Annotated in this window: 14 protein-coding genes and 1 pseudogene; 10 read left to right on the top strand and 5 right to left on the bottom strand. The window is 73.6% G+C overall.

The annotated features are described in order from the left end of the window. Nucleotides 1-15 precede the first annotated feature (15 nt). Nucleotides 16-2,406, top strand: coding sequence for a hypothetical protein (locus K7C98_RS34075; RefSeq protein ID WP_224196020.1), 2,391 nt, complete (start codon nucleotides 16-18; stop codon nucleotides 2,404-2,406). Nucleotides 2,407-2,506: 100 nt separating this feature from the next. On the opposite strand, the gene K7C98_RS34070 is transcribed toward K7C98_RS34075, so the two are convergent. Further along, a complete protein-coding gene (locus tag K7C98_RS34070; RefSeq protein WP_224196019.1) occupies nucleotides 2,507-3,622 on the bottom strand; it encodes a hypothetical protein in 1,116 nt (371 codons plus the stop codon). A 587-nt stretch (nucleotides 3,623-4,209) separates the two neighbouring features. On the opposite strand from K7C98_RS34070, the gene K7C98_RS34065 reads away from it, so the two are divergent. After that, entirely contained in the window at nucleotides 4,210-4,719 is a 510-nt protein-coding gene (locus K7C98_RS34065) for a hypothetical protein (RefSeq protein ID WP_224196018.1), read from the top strand. Nucleotides 4,720-4,832: 113 nt separating this feature from the next. On the opposite strand, the gene K7C98_RS45180 is transcribed toward K7C98_RS34065, so the two are convergent. After that, a complete protein-coding gene (locus tag K7C98_RS45180; RefSeq protein WP_224196017.1) occupies nucleotides 4,833-5,357 on the bottom strand; it encodes an ATP-grasp domain-containing protein in 525 nt (174 codons plus the stop codon). A gap of 460 nt (nucleotides 5,358-5,817) precedes the next feature. Here K7C98_RS45180 and K7C98_RS34055 point away from each other — a divergent pair, with 460 nt between their 5' ends. From K7C98_RS34055 to K7C98_RS34020, 8 genes and pseudogenes are all read left to right on the top strand, one after another. Beyond that, complete coding sequence (locus tag K7C98_RS34055; RefSeq protein ID WP_224196016.1) at nucleotides 5,818-7,935, top strand: type VI secretion system Vgr family protein; 2,118 nt, start codon at nucleotides 5,818-5,820, stop codon at nucleotides 7,933-7,935. Between the two features lie 15 nt (nucleotides 7,936-7,950). Further along, nucleotides 7,951-8,220: pseudogene (locus K7C98_RS45175) on the top strand (PAAR domain-containing protein); the annotation flags it as partial. A 347-nt stretch (nucleotides 8,221-8,567) separates the two neighbouring features. Beyond that, nucleotides 8,568-9,986, top strand: coding sequence for a hypothetical protein (locus K7C98_RS34045; RefSeq protein ID WP_224196014.1), 1,419 nt, complete (start codon nucleotides 8,568-8,570; stop codon nucleotides 9,984-9,986). Further along, a complete protein-coding gene (locus tag K7C98_RS34040; RefSeq protein WP_224196013.1) occupies nucleotides 9,983-10,891 on the top strand; it encodes an Imm72 family immunity protein in 909 nt (302 codons plus the stop codon). Before K7C98_RS34045 ends, K7C98_RS34040 begins: the two co-directional genes overlap by 4 nt. Further along, the gene (locus tag K7C98_RS34035; RefSeq protein WP_224196012.1) at nucleotides 10,888-11,793 is read left to right on the top strand and encodes a DUF4123 domain-containing protein; all 906 of its coding nucleotides are present in this window, start codon (nucleotides 10,888-10,890) and stop codon (nucleotides 11,791-11,793) included. The genes K7C98_RS34040 and K7C98_RS34035 overlap by 4 nt, the downstream gene beginning before the upstream one ends. A gap of 6 nt (nucleotides 11,794-11,799) precedes the next feature. Next, nucleotides 11,800-12,204, top strand: a complete 405-nt coding sequence (locus K7C98_RS34030; RefSeq protein ID WP_224196011.1) for a hypothetical protein — start codon at nucleotides 11,800-11,802, stop codon at nucleotides 12,202-12,204. A gap of 72 nt (nucleotides 12,205-12,276) precedes the next feature. Beyond that, nucleotides 12,277-13,506, top strand: coding sequence for a T6SS phospholipase effector Tle1-like catalytic domain-containing protein (locus K7C98_RS34025; protein ID WP_224196010.1), 1,230 nt, complete (start codon nucleotides 12,277-12,279; stop codon nucleotides 13,504-13,506). 398 nt (nucleotides 13,507-13,904) lie between these two features. Then, nucleotides 13,905-14,885 carry a sensor histidine kinase gene (locus K7C98_RS34020; RefSeq protein WP_224196009.1) on the top strand — a complete coding sequence of 327 codons (981 nt, stop codon included), beginning with the start codon at nucleotides 13,905-13,907 and terminating at the stop codon, nucleotides 14,883-14,885. 88 nt (nucleotides 14,886-14,973) lie between these two features. On the opposite strand, the gene K7C98_RS34015 is transcribed toward K7C98_RS34020, so the two are convergent. The 3 genes from K7C98_RS34015 to K7C98_RS34005 are packed head-to-tail and all read right to left on the bottom strand — an operon-like array spanning nucleotide 14,974 to nucleotide 16,174. Further along, nucleotides 14,974-15,339, bottom strand: coding sequence for a hypothetical protein (locus K7C98_RS34015; RefSeq protein ID WP_224196008.1), 366 nt, complete (start codon nucleotides 15,337-15,339; stop codon nucleotides 14,974-14,976). Continuing rightward, nucleotides 15,311-15,472 carry a hypothetical protein gene (locus tag K7C98_RS34010; protein WP_224196007.1) on the bottom strand — a complete coding sequence of 54 codons (162 nt, stop codon included), beginning with the start codon at nucleotides 15,470-15,472 and terminating at the stop codon, nucleotides 15,311-15,313. Before K7C98_RS34010 ends, K7C98_RS34015 begins: the two co-directional genes overlap by 29 nt. 39 nt (nucleotides 15,473-15,511) lie before the next feature. Then, nucleotides 15,512-16,174: a hypothetical protein gene (locus K7C98_RS34005; RefSeq protein WP_224196006.1), complete on the bottom strand. Its 663-nt coding sequence runs from the start codon at nucleotides 16,172-16,174 to the stop codon at nucleotides 15,512-15,514. Nucleotides 16,175-16,333: the final 159 nt, after the last annotated feature.

The raw sequence follows: 16,333 nt of genomic DNA, 5'->3' as shown, positions 1-16,333 counted from the left end.
TACGGAGGGGCGGCGGTGACCCGAAGGCGCGGCTTCGGCTGGGCGGTCGCGGCGCTGCTGCTGGCCGGCTGCTCCCCGCGGGCGCCGACGACGGCGACGGCGCGTGCGCCGTTAAACACGTCCGCCGCGCCGTCCGCCGGGCCGAGTTTGGCGGGCTGCGAGGAGCAGGCGAGCGCGGTCCAGGACGGGCTGGTGCGGCTGGCCGATCGCTACCTGTGGGAGGAGATCGACAAGCTCGTGCGGGCCTACGAGGCCGCGGGCGCGAGCGCGGGCCAGCCCTGCGCCGAGGCCACGCGCGAGGCGCTGACGACGGTGACGCTGCGCTGGGCCGAGCAGGGGGCCGAGTCGGGCGGGGCGCAGAGCCACACGCTGGCCCGGCAGGCCTACGCGGCGCTGCGCCGGCACTTCCCGGCGGCCGCCGACACGCCGCAGATGCACCACGCGATGGGCCGGCTCGAGTGGGCCCGCGCCGAGAAGCTGACGCTCGAGATCGGCGAGCGCACGCTGACCGACGACGCGCTGCGCGAGGCCCACGCCCACCACCGCGCCGCCCTCGCCGGCGGGCTGCCGCCCGATCAGGCGGCCCGCTCGGCGCGCGCGCAGCTCGACGCGGTCCGCCGCGTGTACGACGGCCCGCCGCGCCGATGGGTCATGTCCGAACAGACATGTCTCCCGGATCCTCGCGGCCGCTGCACCGACCCGGTCCCGCGCGTCGCGCCGGGCGAGCTGACGGCGGCCGACCGCGAGTGGTTGGCCGCCTACGACGCGTTCCTGGCCGAACCGGGCCTGCAGGGCGCGAGCGATCACGGGCAGGTGACGGTCGAGCGGGCCGAGCTGCTGATGCTGTACCGCCGCTGGGACGAGGCCGAGGCGGGCCTGCGCGCGGTCACCGGGTCGGCGCGCGAGCAGGCCCGGGTGCTGCTGGTCGGCCTGCTGCTGGCGCGCTGGATGGAGTCGGCCGGCGCCGGCGAGCGCTCGGCGGCCCGCGTGGCGCTGATCACCGCCGCCGCCGAGGTCGAGGCCGCGGGCGCGACGCAGGCGACCCAGATCGCGGCGCTGCGGCGGGCGGCGCTGTGGGCCCAGGCCGAGGAGTCGGAGGCGGCCGGCGACGACGTGGGCTGCGGCGCCGCCTTCGAGGCGCTGTACGCCGACCTCGGGGCCGACGTCGACGCCGCGGCCGAGGCGGCCGACGGGGCCGGCCGCTGCTACGAGCGCGCCGGCATGACGCAGAAGGCGATCGACTGGCTCGAACGCATGGCCGACGTCCACCGCGAGGACGCGCGGGCGCCCGACGCGGTGCTGCAGCTGGCGCGGCTGCACGAGCGGATCTTGAACGACGAGCAGGCGCGCGACCGCTACCTCGACCTCGTCGCCCGCGCGCCGCGACACCGCGCGGCGGCCACGGCCCGGCGCCGCTCGCTGATCTTGAGCCTGCGCGCCGGGACATTGCCCGAAGGACAGCTCGAGGCGCTGATCCGCGGCCGCCCGGAGGAGCGCACGCTGGCGGCGGCGATCCAGTTCCGCGCGGTGATCCGCCCCGGCGTCGCGCCCGAGGCGGCGGAGAAGTACATCGAACGGTTCGGCAAGGAGGGCGGGCCGCGGCGCCTGGCGATCGCGTACGCGCGGGCGGCCGAGGCGTATCTGCGGGCGTCGTGCCCGGTCCACGGCGCCGAGGGCCTGTGCGTCGAGTTCGGCCGCGACCGCACGCCGGCCCGCGTGGTCCCGCGCCTCGCCAAGCCGCTGGCGAAGGCCCGCGAGCACCTCGACCGCGCGGAGAAGCTGCTGCCCGAGGTCAGCGCCGGCGAGCCCGACAAGCTCGAGGCGCCGCTCGCGGTCGACGTCGACGAGGCGCGCGCGGCCAGCCGCCAGGTCGCGCTGCTGCTCGGCGACCTCAAGGCCGAGTCGGCGCTCACCAGCCAGCCGCCCAAGAGCCTCGACCCGACCCGCTCGCGCGCGTGGCTCGACGTGCGCAAGGACGAGGTCGAGCGCATGAGCGCGGTCTACGAGGGGGCCACCGCGGGCGCGGCCGGCGGGCGCGACCAGGCCGCGGCGCTGATCGAGACCCGCAAGGCCCAGGTCTACGAGTCCGACCTGGCGCTGCTCGACGAGGTCGCCGCCGCGGTCGAGCAGGCCGGCGACATCGGCCTGGCCCAGCAGATGCGCGACCTGGCCGCCCAGCGCCGCGAGGCGGTGTTCACCGCGTACGCCCGCTGCCTCGACCACGTGGCAGCGTGGGGCCACGACCCCTCCAGCCAGAGCGCCCTGTGCCGCGCCGGCCTCGGCCGCCTGGTCGGTCGCTACGAGGAGCCGCTCGAGTACGCCCCCGACGTCGACGGCCGCGTCCTCGTCGGCGGCGGCGGCACCGGCCGCAGCCAGACCGCCGTGCCGGTGCTGCCGTCGCGCTGAGCGCTGTGTCCGATGCGACATGTCGCCTCGAGCATGTCCATGAGGGCATGCCCAATCGAACATGTCTCCAGGAGCATGTCGCCGAGCCCGGCGAGGTGGGTCAGTCGCCGAGCTCGCGCAGCAAGATCCGCGCGCGCAGGCGGCGGCGGTCGTCGGCGCGGGGGTCGGCCACGTAGGCCCGCAGCAGCCCGCGCGCCTCGGTCCGCGCGGCCGGGTCGTTGGTGTCGGCGAGCAGGGCGCCGAGGTTGAACGACAGCTCGGGCGGCAGCCGGTCGGGCGCGGCGGTGTCGAGGCCGCGGACGGCGGCGGCGCTGCGGTAGGCGGCCTCGGCGGCGTCGCGCTCGTGGCGGCGGGCGTGCGTCACCCCGAGCCCGAGGAAGGCGGCGTAGCGCAGCCGCGGCGACGGGGCCCCGGCGGCCAGCTCGTACAGCCGCAGCGCCTCGCGGAGGTTGCCGGCCGCGAGCTCGGCGGCGGCCCAGGCGATCGCGGCGGCGTGGTCCCGCGGCGAGAGCTCGAGCGCGCGGGCGAACCGGCGCCGGCCGTCGATCGGCTCGCCCGAGTGGAAGGCGATCCGGCCGCAGGCCCCGGCCAGCACGGCGGCGCCCTCGCGGTCGCGCAGGCGCGAGAGCAGCGGGTCGGCGCGGTCGCGGCAGATCGGGGCGGCGCGCTCGCGCGGGTCGTTGTCGTGCACGGCGGTGAAGCGCAGCGCGAGGCTCAGCGCGTAGGGATCTTCGCCGGCGACCGCCAGCGCGGCGGCGACGTCGCGCGCCAGGATGCTGCCGTCGACGCCGGCCTCGCCCGGCTTGCCTGCCTCTTCGGACAGCCTGGCGACGGCGTCGAGGTAGTTCGAGACGTCGCGGGCCAGGCGGTAGACGGCCCGCGCGGCGGCGGTCAGCGGCAGGTCGGCGACGGTGGCGTCGAACTCGGGGCCCTGCCCGGACTCGTGGGCCAGCATGGCGAGCGCGTAGGCGCGCGCGGTCGAGCCGTAGTCGCGCCGCAGCAGGGCGAAGCGGACGGCCAGCGCGCCGGCGTCGTCGCCGCAGCGGAGCAGCACGTCGGCCCGCGCGAGCGCCTTGGTGCTGTCCCCGGGGACAGGTGCCGCGGCGCACGGATCGACCTCCGCGGGCGCGGGCGCGGTCGGGGGCGCCGAGTCGGCCGGCGCGGCCTGGTGCGCGCAGGCGAGCAGGAGCGCGCAGAGGAGCGAGGCGCGAGGCACGGAGCCGCGAGGATATCAGTGCAGGGCGAAGTTCTCCACGAACCGCGAATTGTCGGCCTCGCCCGGCACGCAGCCGAGCATCGACGAGTCGGCGACGGCCAGCACTTCGCCGGCGCCGATCGTCTCGAGCGCGACGACGACGTCGCCGCCGGAGATCCTCCGACGGCGACGCTGTCCGGCCCCATGACGACGCGCCTGCCGGCCCCGGTGGGCGAACTGCTCGCCGCCGTGACGGCGGCCGCGAGGGGCGAGGCGCCGTCGTCGCCGCAGGCGCTCCGCGCGAGGACCACGGCCGTGAGGTGGCGGAGGTGCGCGGATGGTGCATGCGGCGCGCATGACGAGCCCGAGGCCGGCGCGAGCGCAAGGGGTCGCGGAGGCCCCAGCCTGCGGTCGCACCCCGTCGAGGTCGCTGGCGCGATGCGCGGAAGATATGTCTCTCAGGTCATGTCATGACATTGGCAGCGAATCACCGCACCACGCGCCGGCGGCCGCGACGCCGTGAGCAGAGGCCGATCTGCGGCGATCGGCGATCGCCTGAATAGGCGGAGTCGACGCGCGTCCGTGCGCATCGAGGTTTTAAAAGAACAATGCACAAGCTCATCGTGACCCTGTTGGCGCTCCTCTTCGGCGTGACCGGCTGCAGCTTCACGCTCTCGTCGTCCCGCGGGTGGGGGGCGGACGGCCCCGCGCCGCTCGTGGCCAGCCGGGGCCACGGGGCGTCGTTCAGCGGCGACTCGGCACGCCACGGCTTCGGCAAGCCGGCCCGGCGCGTCGACGCCGAGCGGCCGGCGAAGGCGCCGAAGAAGGCGAAGAAGCCGGCGATCGAGTGGGCCGGGGAGGTGCCGAAGAAGATGAAGCAGCCGGCGATCGAGTGGGCCGGTGAGGTGCCGAAGAGGGTGAAGAAGCCGGCGATCGAGTGGGTCGGGGAGGTGCCGAAGAGGGTGAAGAAGCCGGCGATCGAATGGGTCGGGGAGGTGCCGAAGAGGGCGAAGAAGCCCGCGATCGAGTGGGCGGGGAAGGTGCCGGCGAAGCTGAAGAAGCCGGCGAAGCAGCCGGCGATCACATGGGCCGGCACCGTCCCGCCGAGCCGGCAATGAGGTCGAGCGAGCGCGGCGCCGAGGCGCGCGCCGATCTCGCTCACACGGCCATGTCCATGAGGACATGGCCGTTTTCTTATGCCCGAAGCGACATGCTCGATAGGACATTTCCTTCAGGGCATGTCCCCCGGGGGGCGAGGGAGATCGGTCGGCGCCTCGTGAAGGCGTAGCCGACAGACGGCGATGTGAAGGCCGTCGATGCCCTCGCCGAGCTCGATCGCGGTCCAGCCGCCGGCCTGGCGCTCGGCTAGATCGAGGCTGAAGAAGCGGCTCGGGAGGCGGCGCGCGAGCTCAGCGAATGCGGGCGCAGCGATCGTGTCGGCGATCTCCCACGCGGGCGCCTCGACGACCAGGCGACCGACGACGAGGCGCCGCCGCTCGCGAGGGAGCGGCATCCCGCTCCTCGGGTGGATCCCGAGCGGTACCAGGGGTTCGTAGGCGCGGAAGATCAGCCCGCCGACGAGCTCGCCACCCTGACGCTCGAGGAAGTCGTCGACCACGCGCCGCACCTCGGCGTGGTCGTCGTCGTCCTCGTGCTTGCGCGATTGGCCGTAATCCTCGATGACGAGCGCACGCCCGCCGGACCGCACCAGCGCGGCGTCGATGCGCGGCCACTCGAGGCCGGCCTCGCGCTGCACACGACGCTGTCGGGCGTGTCGTCGGCGAGGAAGGGCAGCGCGGCGGCAGCAGGTGCGCGCTGCGATACGCGGCCGGGTCGTTGACCAATTGCAGGCTACGCGCGAGGGGGCCGGTGTACCGCGCGTCGTAGTGTTCGACCCGCAACAGCCAGCCGCGGTACACGACGACCTCCGCGGCCTCGCCGGGCCGAACTCGACGAAGCGCTGCGAAATCGACGCACGACCACGCGAGCCCGACCGGGTCCGCGGCCGCGACCTCGGGCGCGGACGCGCGATCGGGACGCGACCCGACGCGTGGATCGGTGCGGAAGAGGACGCGCATGCGGACATCATGGCGAGCGCGCACGCGCGCCGCTGCGCACCCTCGCAGCGCGAGCGTGCGCGACATCGGCCGGCAGCGCCCGCTCGACCCTCTGTTACGATGCCTCCTTCCGGGGGGTGGTAGGGGTTGATCGCCAACTTGATCTCGGCGCTGACCGGTAACGCGGCGCTGTTCACGTTCACGGCCGACGCGGGGGAGCTCGATGTGGTCCGCTTCGCCGGCTTCGAGGCGGTGTCCTCGCTGTTCGAGCTGCGCATCGAACTCGCCGGCGGCGAGCTCGATCTGGCGGCGCTGGTCGACAAGCCGGCGATGCTGATGATCGGCGGCATCGATTCGCCGCGGCACATCCACGGTCTGGTGTGCGGCGCGGAGTACCACGGCGAGCTGCGCCAGCACCACGTGTACGAGGTGACGCTGGTGCCGCGGGTGTGGCGGCTGACGCGGCGCCAGGACAGCCGGATCTTCCAGCGCAAGACGACGCAGACGATCATCGGCGAGGTGCTCGAGAAGGCCGGGATCCCGCGCGACTGGTTCCGCTTCGACCTGTTCTCCTCGTACAACCCGCGCGACTACTGCGTGCAGTACCGCGAGTCGGACTGGGATTTCGTCAGCCGGCTGCTCGAGGAGGACGGCATCTACTATTACTTCGAGCACACCGCCGAGAAGCACGTGCTGGTGATGAGCGACAAGCCGGCGGCGCCGAAGATCGCCGGCAAGACGGAGGTGTGGTGGGCGCCGCCGCACGGGTTCGTGCGCGACCAGGAGCACATCACCCGCTTTCGTCTGGTCGAGGGCGTGCGCACCGGCAAGTCCTCGCTGCGCGACCACAACCTGCACAGACCCGACGCGCAGATGGACGCCTCCGAGACGGCCGCGCTGGCGACCGACCTCGAGGTCTACGATTTCCCCGGCGAGTATCAGGACACCAGCGGCCGCACCCCGGACCAGGGCCCCGGGCTGGCGAAGATCCGCCTCGAGGCGATGCAGCACGATCGCCGGCGCGGCCTCGGCGAGAGCGACTGCCCGCGCCTCGCGCCCGGCTACGCGTTCACGCAGGCCGGCCACCAGCGCGGCGACCTCGACGGCGACTACAAGCTGCTGCGCGTCGAACACCGGGGCGAGCAGTCGCAGGTGCTCGAGCAGGACGCGAGCTCCGCGTTCTTCTACAACAACAGCTTCGTGTGCATCGAGGCGAAGACGCCGTATCGACCGCCGCGCGTGACGCCGCGGCCGACGGTGAAGGGCGTGCAGACGGCGACGGTGGTCGGGCCGCCGAACGAGGAGATCTACGTCGACGAGCACGCGCGGGTGAAGGTGCAGTTCCACTGGGACCGCAGCGACCAGTTCAGCGAGGACTCGTCGTGCTGGGTCCGCGTCAGCCAGCTGTGGGCCGGGAACTCGTGGGGGGCGATGTTCATCCCGCGGATCGGCCACGAGGTGCTGGTCGACTTCATCGAGGGCGACCCCGACCGCCCGGTGATCGTCGGCCGGATCTACCACGGCCTCAACCTGCCGCCGTACCCGCTGCCGGAGCAGAAGACCAAGAGCACCATCAAGTCCGACACCTACCAGGGAGCCGGCTACAACGAGCTGCGCTTCGAGGACCAGAAGGGGATCGAGCAGGTCTTCATGCACGCGCAGCGCAACCTCGACATCCGCGTCCTGCACGACCGGATGGAGAGCGTGCTGCACAACCGCCACCTGACCGTCGGCAGCAACGACGGCGGGTCGAAGATCGGCGACTACTTCGAGAACATCTGGCGCGACCACCACTGGCGCATCGATCGCAACCGCAACGAGCACGTCGGCGCCGACCTGCGGGTCCGCGTCGGCGGCATCGACGGCGTCGGCCACGTCGACACCATCATCGAGGGCAACCGCCGCGAGCTGGTGATGCAGAGCCAGAGCCTCGAGATCAAGGGCGACCTCAAGATCAAGGTCGGCGGCGGCCACCACGAGCAGGTCCTCGGCGACGTCCACCGCAAGGTCACCGGCCTGCTGTCGGTCGAGGCGCTGCAGGAGGTCCACTACAAGTCGGCCAAGGTCGTGGTCGAGGCGTCGCAGGGCCTGACCATCCGCGGCCCGGGCGGGTTCATCACGATCCACGCCGGCGGCATCGACATCGTCGGCACGCTGGTGAAGATCAACAGCGGCGGGCGGGCGCTCACCGGCACCCCGGCCGGCCCGCAGGACCCCGACGAGGCCAAGCCGATCGACCCGACCAGGCCCGACCCGGCCGACAGCGGCGGTATCTGACCCGAGGGACATGTCATGCCGCCCGCAGCCCGCATCACAGACATGCACGTGTGCCCGGTGCCGACCCACGTCGGCGGTCCGGTGGCCGTCGGCGAGACCTCCGTGATCATCGGCATGATGCCGGCCGCGCGCGAGGGCGACAAGCTGGTGTGCGCCACCGGCCCCGACAGCGTCGCCCGCGGCGAGCCGACGGTGCTCATCGGCAACAAGCCGGCGGCGCGCCTCGGCGACCCGACCACCCACGGCGGCACGATCGTCGTCGGCTGCCCGACGGTGCTCATCGGCTCGACGGCCCAGGTCGAGGCGCTGCGCACCGACAAGCCGTTCTGCGAGGAGTGCGAGAAGGCCCGCAACACCGTGCTGCTGCTCGAGCACAGGTACCACGACGACGAGCCGGTGCAGAACGCCGAGTACGAGGTGGAGCTGCGCGACGGGACGATCATCAAGGGCAAGCTCGACGCCGAGGGCAAGGCCCGCATCGAGGGCGTGCCGCCCGAGCGCGCCCGCGTGCGCTACGGCCCCGATCCGCGCAAATGGGAGCGCAAGGAGCAGACGCCCAACCCGCAGTTCAAGGAGTCGTTCTCGAGCGAGGACGCCGACGCGCTGATCGACGCCGTGATGGGTGGGACGCGATGAGCGGCGGCGAGTACATGCGCCTCGTCACCGACGCCGGTGACTGGATCTGGGGCCTGGTGATCGGCGGCTTCAACGAGCAGCAGACGGTCAGCCAGATCGTCGTCGACGCGATCATCGGCATGATCCCGGTCGTCGGCGACGTCACCGCCGTGCGCGACCTGCTGGCGGTGACGATCCGCCTGGCCGACCAGCCCGAGAAGCGCGAGGACCCGATGCAGTGGGTCGAGCTGGTGATCGGCCTGCTCGCGCTGATCCCGGTCGCGGGCGGGGCGATCAAGGGCGTCGGCAAGCTGCTGATGCGGGTCGGCAGGGAGGCGGCGCAGCACCCGGGGATCCTCCGCGAGGCGATCCAGCTGCTGAACCGGGTCGGGGCCGGCGACGCGGTCCGCTTCATGCGCGAGCTCGATCTCCTGCAGTACACCCCGAACCTGCAGGCCCACTTCCGCGAGCTCGTGCGCCGCGTCGGCGCGGTCATCGACCGGGTCAAGCAGCGCACGCGGTGGGTCATGCCCGACGCGATGAAGCGGCGCCTCGACGAGCTCAAGACCAGGATGAACGAGCTGCTGGCGATCGCCGACAGCATGATCCCGCGGGCGGTCCGCGACCTCAACGACCGCCTCAAGCTGATCCAGCGCCACCTCTATCAGGGCGACTGGAACGCGATCCCGTCGAGCCTGCGGGCCAGCACGCGCGAGGCCGAGGCGGGGCTGGTCAGCGTCCGCCGGCTGCCGCTGGACAACGAGCTGCCGCACCGCTCGTCGACGATCGCCGACTACCGCCACCGCGCGGGCTGGCCCGACCTGCGCCGCGGACGACACACGGCCGGCGGCCGCTATCAGTCGATCTCGACCTTCAGCGGCGCGCTGCGGCCGGTCGAGCTCAAGTCGGGCGACACGATCTACCGCGTCGTCAACGACAGCGCCAATCGCCCGTTCACGATGACCGGCGACTGCTGGACGCGCACGCGGCCGACCAGCGGCCGCCGGTGGCGCGAGGACTACGCCGTGCTCGAGTCGTGGAACGACAACGGCGAGATCATCGTGTTCACGATCCCGCACAACCCCGACGGCAGCGTGATGACCCTGCGCGCGTGGGAGGGCACGGTCGCCAGCCAGGTCCAGCGCGACGCGTCGCGGTCCGACTTCGGCCAGGTGCTCAACGGCGGGGCGCAGCAGCTGTTCATCGACTTCCGCCACCCGCACAACGCGCTGGTCGCTCCGCACGCCAGCCGAGCGCCGGTCGAACAGACCGGCTGGACCGATCACCGCGGCGTCAACATGCCGACGCCCGAGCACCGTGCCATCCTGCTCGAGGAGGCCGAGCGCGCCGAGAAGACCGGCAGCATCACCGCCGTCACCCGCGTCACCGCGGCCACGGCGCGCGCGAACCGCCAGGAGGAGCAGCCGCGACAATGACCGAGAACTACCCGGCGCCGCTCGTGCGCCCGTGCGATCCGGACGAGCTGATCGTCACCGACGCCACGCGCGCCGAGGTGTTCTGGTGCCTGCGCCGCTACTCGTCGCTGGCCTACGCCAACCGGGCCGCCGAGCTGCTGCGCGGCTTCCTCGGCGGGTTCGAGGCGTGGGCCCGCCAGGCGCCGCCCTCGAGGACAGGTTTCGCAAGACAGGTCCTGAAGACCATGTACGCGTACCTCGCGGCGTTCGAGGAGGTGCCGGGCGAGCTGCTCGGCGACCGGGCCAGCCGCGGTTACGACGCGCTCGAGCGGGCGGCGTTCCTGTGCGAGATCGAGGGCCCGGCGTTCGAGGGCGGCGGCCCGTGGTTCGAGTTCGGCTACGGCGGCCGGCTGCGGCCGTCGACGGGGCTCTACGCGTGGGCCGAGCGCGCGGTCGACATGGCGACGCGGATCCGCTTCACGGTGCGGGCCGAGTGGACCTACACGCGTATCCTGTCCGAAGGGCCACCCGAGGCGTTCCGCCCGCGCCGCTTCCCGCCGCAGCTCGAGCCGCTGCCCGCGCCGCACGGGCCGACGATCGCGACCGGCGAGGTCGTGCCGATCACCGGGGTGTGGGTGCCGATCGACGTGCAGAACGGCTGCCCCAACTTCCTCGTCGCCAGCAACCGCGCGCCAGAGCTGACGGTCGAGGCCCAGCGCGTCGACACGCCCGCGTGGCCGGGCAGCCCCGAGGAGCCGGCGCGCCCGGCCACCGTCGAGTACGTGTACGCCACCCGCCCGACCAGCTGGCGCCTGGCCTGGGAGGACATCCGCTACCGCGCCGGGGTCGAGCCCGACGAGTCCGAGTTCCTCGACGAGGACGACGCCTTGCCGCCGTGGCGCCCGGTCCACCCGCTGCCGTCATGATGGCCACCGACCGCGTCACGCTCGCGCAGGACGGGCCGCCGCGCCTCGACGAGGCGGCCGGGCCCCGGCTCGTCGTCGAGGTGCTGTGGGGCCCGGAGCAGGGCAGGAAGGCCGTGCTCGAGCCGGGCGGGGTGATCACCGTCGGCTCGGGCGAGCGCGCCGGGCTGCGCCTCGCCCACGACGACGCGCTGGCGCCGATCCACTTCTCGCTGGCGTGGGACGGCGAGGTCGCGACGCTGCGCGCGGCGGTGACCGATCCGACATGTCTCGACGGACAGCCGGTGCGCGAGGGCCAGAGCGGCCACGGCGGGTGGATCCGGGCCGGCGCGTCCGACCTGGCGCTGGCGATCGAGCGCCACACGGCGCCCGAGACGCCGCCCACGCCCGAGGTCGTGGCCGCGGCGGCGCCGGCGATCGCGGCGCTGCGCGGGCAGCCGGGCCGGCTGTTCGCCGTCGTCGACGCCTCGCGCGACGAGCGGGCGCGCGTGCTCCTGCGCGAGTCGCCGGCCCGCCACCGCTCGCTGTTCGACGGCTGGCAGGGCGACGCGCTGGCCGAGGGGGCGCCGTACCTGGTCGAGCTCGGGGCGGCGCCGCACCCCGAGCTGGTCGACGACCTGGTGCTCGAAAGCTGGCACACCGAGGCCGAGCGGCGCGACGGCGACGGCGGCTGGGCGATCTTCCTGTCGGCGCCGGACGGGCGCGAGTTCGAGGCCGTGCGCCGCCACCTGCGCAAGTTCCTCATGGTCGAGCTCGGGCGCGAGAGGGTCTACTTCCGCTTCTACGACCCGCGGGTGCTGCGGACCTTCGTGCCGACCTGCACGCCGGCCGAGCGGCGCGAGCTCCTGGCCGACCTGGCCTGGCACATCACCTGTCCTCGAGGACTCCTGACCTTTCGGACATGACCTGAGATGTTCAAGATCCGCCCAGACCAGGCCGACGCGCTCGCCGAAGACGACCTCATCCGCAGGATCGAGGCCTGGCTGCGCACGCGTCACCCGGCGCGGGTCGCCGCGATCGCGCCGGAGGACCTGCGGGCGATGATCGTGCACTGCTTCGGGGTCGCGCGCTCGTACGGGTTTTACACCGAGCGGGCGCTGTTCACCTTCGTGATCGACATGCTCGCGGTCGGGCCGTGCTTCCACCTGCAGCCGAAGATCCAGGCGATCCTCGCCGACACGCGCGCGGGCGAGGAGGACCGGCTCGACCGGATCGTCGACGACGTCGACGACGCGTCGTGGGACGAGGCCGGCGAGATCACCGACAAGGTGGCCTACTGGGACGACGTGCTGGCGCAGGCGCGGGGGAGGGCCTAGGCGATGACCCACCTGTTTGATTCGAGCTTGCAGACATGTCCTTTCAGGCATGTCCGAAAGGGTGTGTAGTAGATGTCGCGCGCGGTCGCCAACGGAGTCCGCGGGGAGGCGCAGGCGTTCCCGGCCCAGCCGCCGGGGGCCACGTGCCCGTGCCAGAACCCGCACCGCAAGCTGCACGCCGGGGTGTTCTTCGACGGCACCAACAACAACCGCGACCGCGACAAGCCCAAGGGCAAGCACACCAACGTGGTCCGGCTGTGGACGGTGTGGCGCGAGGGCAGCAGCGCCGACGCGCTCCTCAAGAAGATGTACGTCGACGGCGTCGGCTCGATGGACGTCGGGGCGCGGGTGCGGCAGGCCGGGAGCGAGACGGCGCGCGGGACGGTGTGGTGGAACCCGCTGTCGGCGGTGGTCTCGGGGGCGGTCAGCGGCGGGCGACTGATCGGCGACCTCGGCCACGACGTCGGCGGCATGATGGGCGGGCTCGGCGGCAAGGAGCGGCTCAACCGCGCGTTCTTCTGGCTCAAGGACCGCTGCGGCGAGGTGCCGGGCCCGGGCACGAAGACCGTCGACGTCTACGGCTTCTCGCGCGGGGCGGCGCTGGCCCGCACCTTCGTCAACCTGGTCAACATGGCGATGCGCCAGCAGATCCCGACGATCAGCGTGCGCTTCGTCGGCGTCTACGACACCGTCGGGTCGTTCGGCATGGCCGGCGACGACTCCGACCCCGGCCAGAACATGTACATCGACGCCACCGACGCCCGCGGGATCAGCCACTTCGTCGCGCGCCACGAGGTGCGGCAGAACTTCCCGCTCACGGTCGTCACCGGGGTCGACGTCGAGTACCCCGGCGTGCACTCCGACGTCGGCGGCGGCTACGAGGGCGCGCCCGGCAGCGAGCCCGACGAGGACGGCAAGTTCAACCACCTCTCGTTCGTCACCTTCAAGGACATGCACCGCGACAGCGTGCGCTGCGGGGTGGTGATGGACCCGTGGGAGCCGCAGGTCACCGGCGGCGTCGACGTCGAGGACCTGCGCCGGCGCTCCAACATCTACGCCGGCGGCGGGCAGAACCTCACCGCGCCCGGCAGCCCGTGGCTGGGCGAGCAGGCCGAGTTCTTCGAGCGCTACGTGCACGAGTCGGCGGTCCGCCGCAGCAACTGGTGGCACGCTGCCGGGCCCCTCGGCTCGGCCTACGTGCTGCTCAACCCGCACAAGCCGGACTCGACCGGCGCGCGGCGCAAGTTCACGCCGCGGCGGTTCCGGCTCAAGGGCCAGCCGCCCGACTTCGACTGGGAGTGACGCGCCTCGCACCCGCCGGGCGACGCGCGTTCGCCTGCGCAGTTACGAATCGGGGCCGGTCCGAGGCGTCCGGCCCGGGGGCGCGGCGGCGCCGTAGCGACCCGGCGCTACGCTTGCCGCGGCGTGACCGACCCGCGGCCGACAGCCGAGCGCGCGCTCTCCTCCGCCCACGACCGGGACCGCCCCCCGGCGCGGGGGGCCGCGGCCGCGCGAGACGGCGCCCGAGAGCCCGCGCCGCGACCGGGGCGGCGCGACGCGCCCTCACCAGGCGCGAGGACGGCGCCGCCCGGGCCGCATGCAACCGGCGCCCAGCGCAGCCGGCGTGACGGAGGACGAGCGAGGGAGGACCTGGCCGAAGAGACAGGTCATCGCCGCGCCGGCGCGCGGGAGGGCGGGCGATGAAGCTGCGCACGCGCACGGCCGCGGTGCTGTTCGTCGTCGCCGCGCCGGCGCTGATCGGCGTCAGCGCGCTGCCCGAGCCGCTGCTCGGTCGCACGGCGGCGCTGAGCCTCGGCTTCGGCCTCGGGATCGCCGCGGCGCTGGCGGTCTCGGGGTCGCTGGTCGGGCGGGTGCGCCGGCTCGCCGAGGCCGCCCGCGGCGCGGCCGAGGACGGGCATCACCGCGAGATCGAGGTCCGCGGCGACGACGAGATCGCCGACCTGGCGCACAGCCTCAACGCCGCCGGCCGGGCTGTGCGCGACCAGGTCGCCGAGAGCGAGCGGCGCAACGCGGCGCTGCGCGACATCGTCGTCGACGCCACGCACGACGTGCTGCTGCCGCTGAACGCGCTGCACGGGCACCTCGCCGAGCTCGGGCCCGGCGCGGCCGTCGCCGAGGTGCAGCACATCGCCGGGCTCCTGCGCAACCTCGCGGCCGCGGCGGCGCTCGAGACCGCGGTGGCGCCGGTGCGCGCGGCGCTCGACCTCAACGCCGTGCTGCTGCGGGTGGTCATCCGCGCGTCGGCGCAGGCGCGGCTGGCCGGGGTCGAGCTGGTCTCGGCGGTGCCCGAGACGACGGTGTGGATCGACGGCGACGCGCTGCTCGTCGAGCAGGCGCTGGCCAACGTGATCGACAACGCGGTCGCCTACAACCACCGCGGCGGCCACGTGGCGGCGGTGCTGATCCGCCGCGGCGGCGAGGGGTTCGCCCTGCGCATCGAGGACGACGGGCCCGGCGTGCGCATGGACGAGCTGCCGCGCCTCACCGAGCGCCACTTCCGCGGCGCCCACGGCGAGCAGGTCCGGCCGGGCGGGCGCGGGCTCGGGCTCTACATCGTCGCCCGCGTCGCCGGGATCCACGGCTTCGTGCTCGAGCTGGCCCGCGGACCCTACGGCGGCCTGGTCGTCGAGCTGCGCGGCCGCCGGCGCCCGGCCCCGTGATGCGCCTCAGGACATGCTCTTTCAGGCATGTTCTCAAGGATATGGTCGAGAGGACATGGATGTTCGAGCGTGTCCGTCGCGGCGTTCGTCACGCCTCAGCGGCGCACGAGGACCCGGTCGAGCGGGCGGCAGGCCGGCGCTCCCGGGGCGCGCGGGGGGCGAAGCACGGGGAGCCGCGGGCGGGCGTGGAGATCGCCGCGTGGACGAGCCAGGCCCAGCGGTCGTCGGGCTCGACCGGGTCGACGGGCGGCTCCGGCTCGACCACGAAGGTGGCCCCGCGGCCCGGTCGCAGGGTGGTCGCCTCGCGCCACGACTCGGCGAAGCGGGTCCGCTCGCCGCGGGGCGGGAAGCCGAGCAGGCCGATCTCGTCGACCGTCACTGCTGCCTCGCAATCGTTGTACAGCTCGATCGCGGCCCTCAGGGGCTCACCGGCGCGGACCCGGAGCGCGCGCACCGGAGGCAGCGGTCGACGCGTAGCCGAGGAGGATCGAGGCGCCGAAGCCCTCGAGGTCGAGGCCGCCGGGCGGGGGACCGGTGTAGTAGTCCCAGAAGATCGCCACGTAGAAGATCACGAGCGCCGCGAGCACGGCGCCGTGGAGCTGCCAGGCCCGGCGGAGCCCGCCGGCTCACGGACCGGCGACGGGGGCCGGGGCGGCGCCGCCCGCCGCGAGCGCGTTGCGGAACTCGGGGGTCTGGGCCAGCTTGACCGAGCCGTCGAGGGTGGCGTCGCCGAAGGCCTGCAGGAAGTTGCTCTCCTCCTGGCTGCGGCCCCAGCGGCTGCTCTTGCCGGCGATCGGGCCCTGCCACAGGGTGGTGCTGTTGCGGTCGATGAGCCAGCCCTGGGCCATCAGCGTGGCCTGGTAGGTGTTGCCCTCGACGATCCAGAACTGGTCGAGTTGCAGCTGCAACGTGTGCGTCGCGGCCAGCGGGTCGGCGGTGACCGGGAAGCCGAGCCCGGCGAGCTCCTTGGCGAACACGTTGCGCACGTACTCGGTCGGGACCTGGCCGCCGGCGGCGTTGTAGACGGGGACGTCGGGGTTGGCGTCCTCGCTGATCCCGAGGAGGTGCGGGTCCTGGACCTGCCGCTTGTCGACGATCTGGGCGATGAAGATGAGGGTGCCGGGCGGGACCGGCACGAGCCCGGCGACCTTGGACGGGTCGGCCTTGTCGCTGGGCGAATAGACCAGCGGGAACGAGATGATGTCGGGCGACGAGGCGCAGGCGCCTGCGGTCAGCGCGGCCGAGAGGAGGCCGCAGGCGAGGAGCGAGGGGCGGGCGCGGTGCTGCATGGCGGGGCCACAGTAGCACCGCGTGGCGGGCCGGGCGACGCGTGTCGCTGGAGCCGGAGCCGGCTCCAGCGCCGGGAGCGCAGGCGAACGCGGTTGCGGTTGACGGCGTTCAAACGACCGCCAGAGCCTCGTGCCGGCCCCTGCGCGCTGCAGACAACG

This window comes from Nannocystis pusilla (assembly GCF_020073745.1).
Classification (GTDB): domain Bacteria; phylum Myxococcota_A; class Polyangia; order Nannocystales; family Nannocystaceae; genus Nannocystis; species Nannocystis radixulma.
Note: the sequence above shows the minus strand (reverse complement) of the source record. Positions and strands in the feature narration are given on the sequence as shown.

Coding starts and splice junctions, on each gene's coding strand:
- K7C98_RS34005 (WP_224196006.1), bottom strand. CDS start 16,174: ATGCAGCACCGCGCCCGCCCCTCGCTCCTCGCCTGCGGCCTCCTCTCG.
- K7C98_RS34040 (WP_224196013.1), top strand. CDS start 9,983: ATGACCGAGAACTACCCGGCGCCGCTCGTGCGCCCGTGCGATCCGGAC.
- K7C98_RS34035 (WP_224196012.1), top strand. CDS start 10,888: ATGATGGCCACCGACCGCGTCACGCTCGCGCAGGACGGGCCGCCGCGC.
- K7C98_RS34065 (WP_224196018.1), top strand. CDS start 4,210: ATGCACAAGCTCATCGTGACCCTGTTGGCGCTCCTCTTCGGCGTGACC.
- K7C98_RS34030 (WP_224196011.1), top strand. CDS start 11,800: ATGTTCAAGATCCGCCCAGACCAGGCCGACGCGCTCGCCGAAGACGAC.
- K7C98_RS34020 (WP_224196009.1), top strand. CDS start 13,905: ATGAAGCTGCGCACGCGCACGGCCGCGGTGCTGTTCGTCGTCGCCGCG.
- K7C98_RS34025 (WP_224196010.1), top strand. CDS start 12,277: ATGTCGCGCGCGGTCGCCAACGGAGTCCGCGGGGAGGCGCAGGCGTTC.
- K7C98_RS34045 (WP_224196014.1), top strand. CDS start 8,568: ATGAGCGGCGGCGAGTACATGCGCCTCGTCACCGACGCCGGTGACTGG.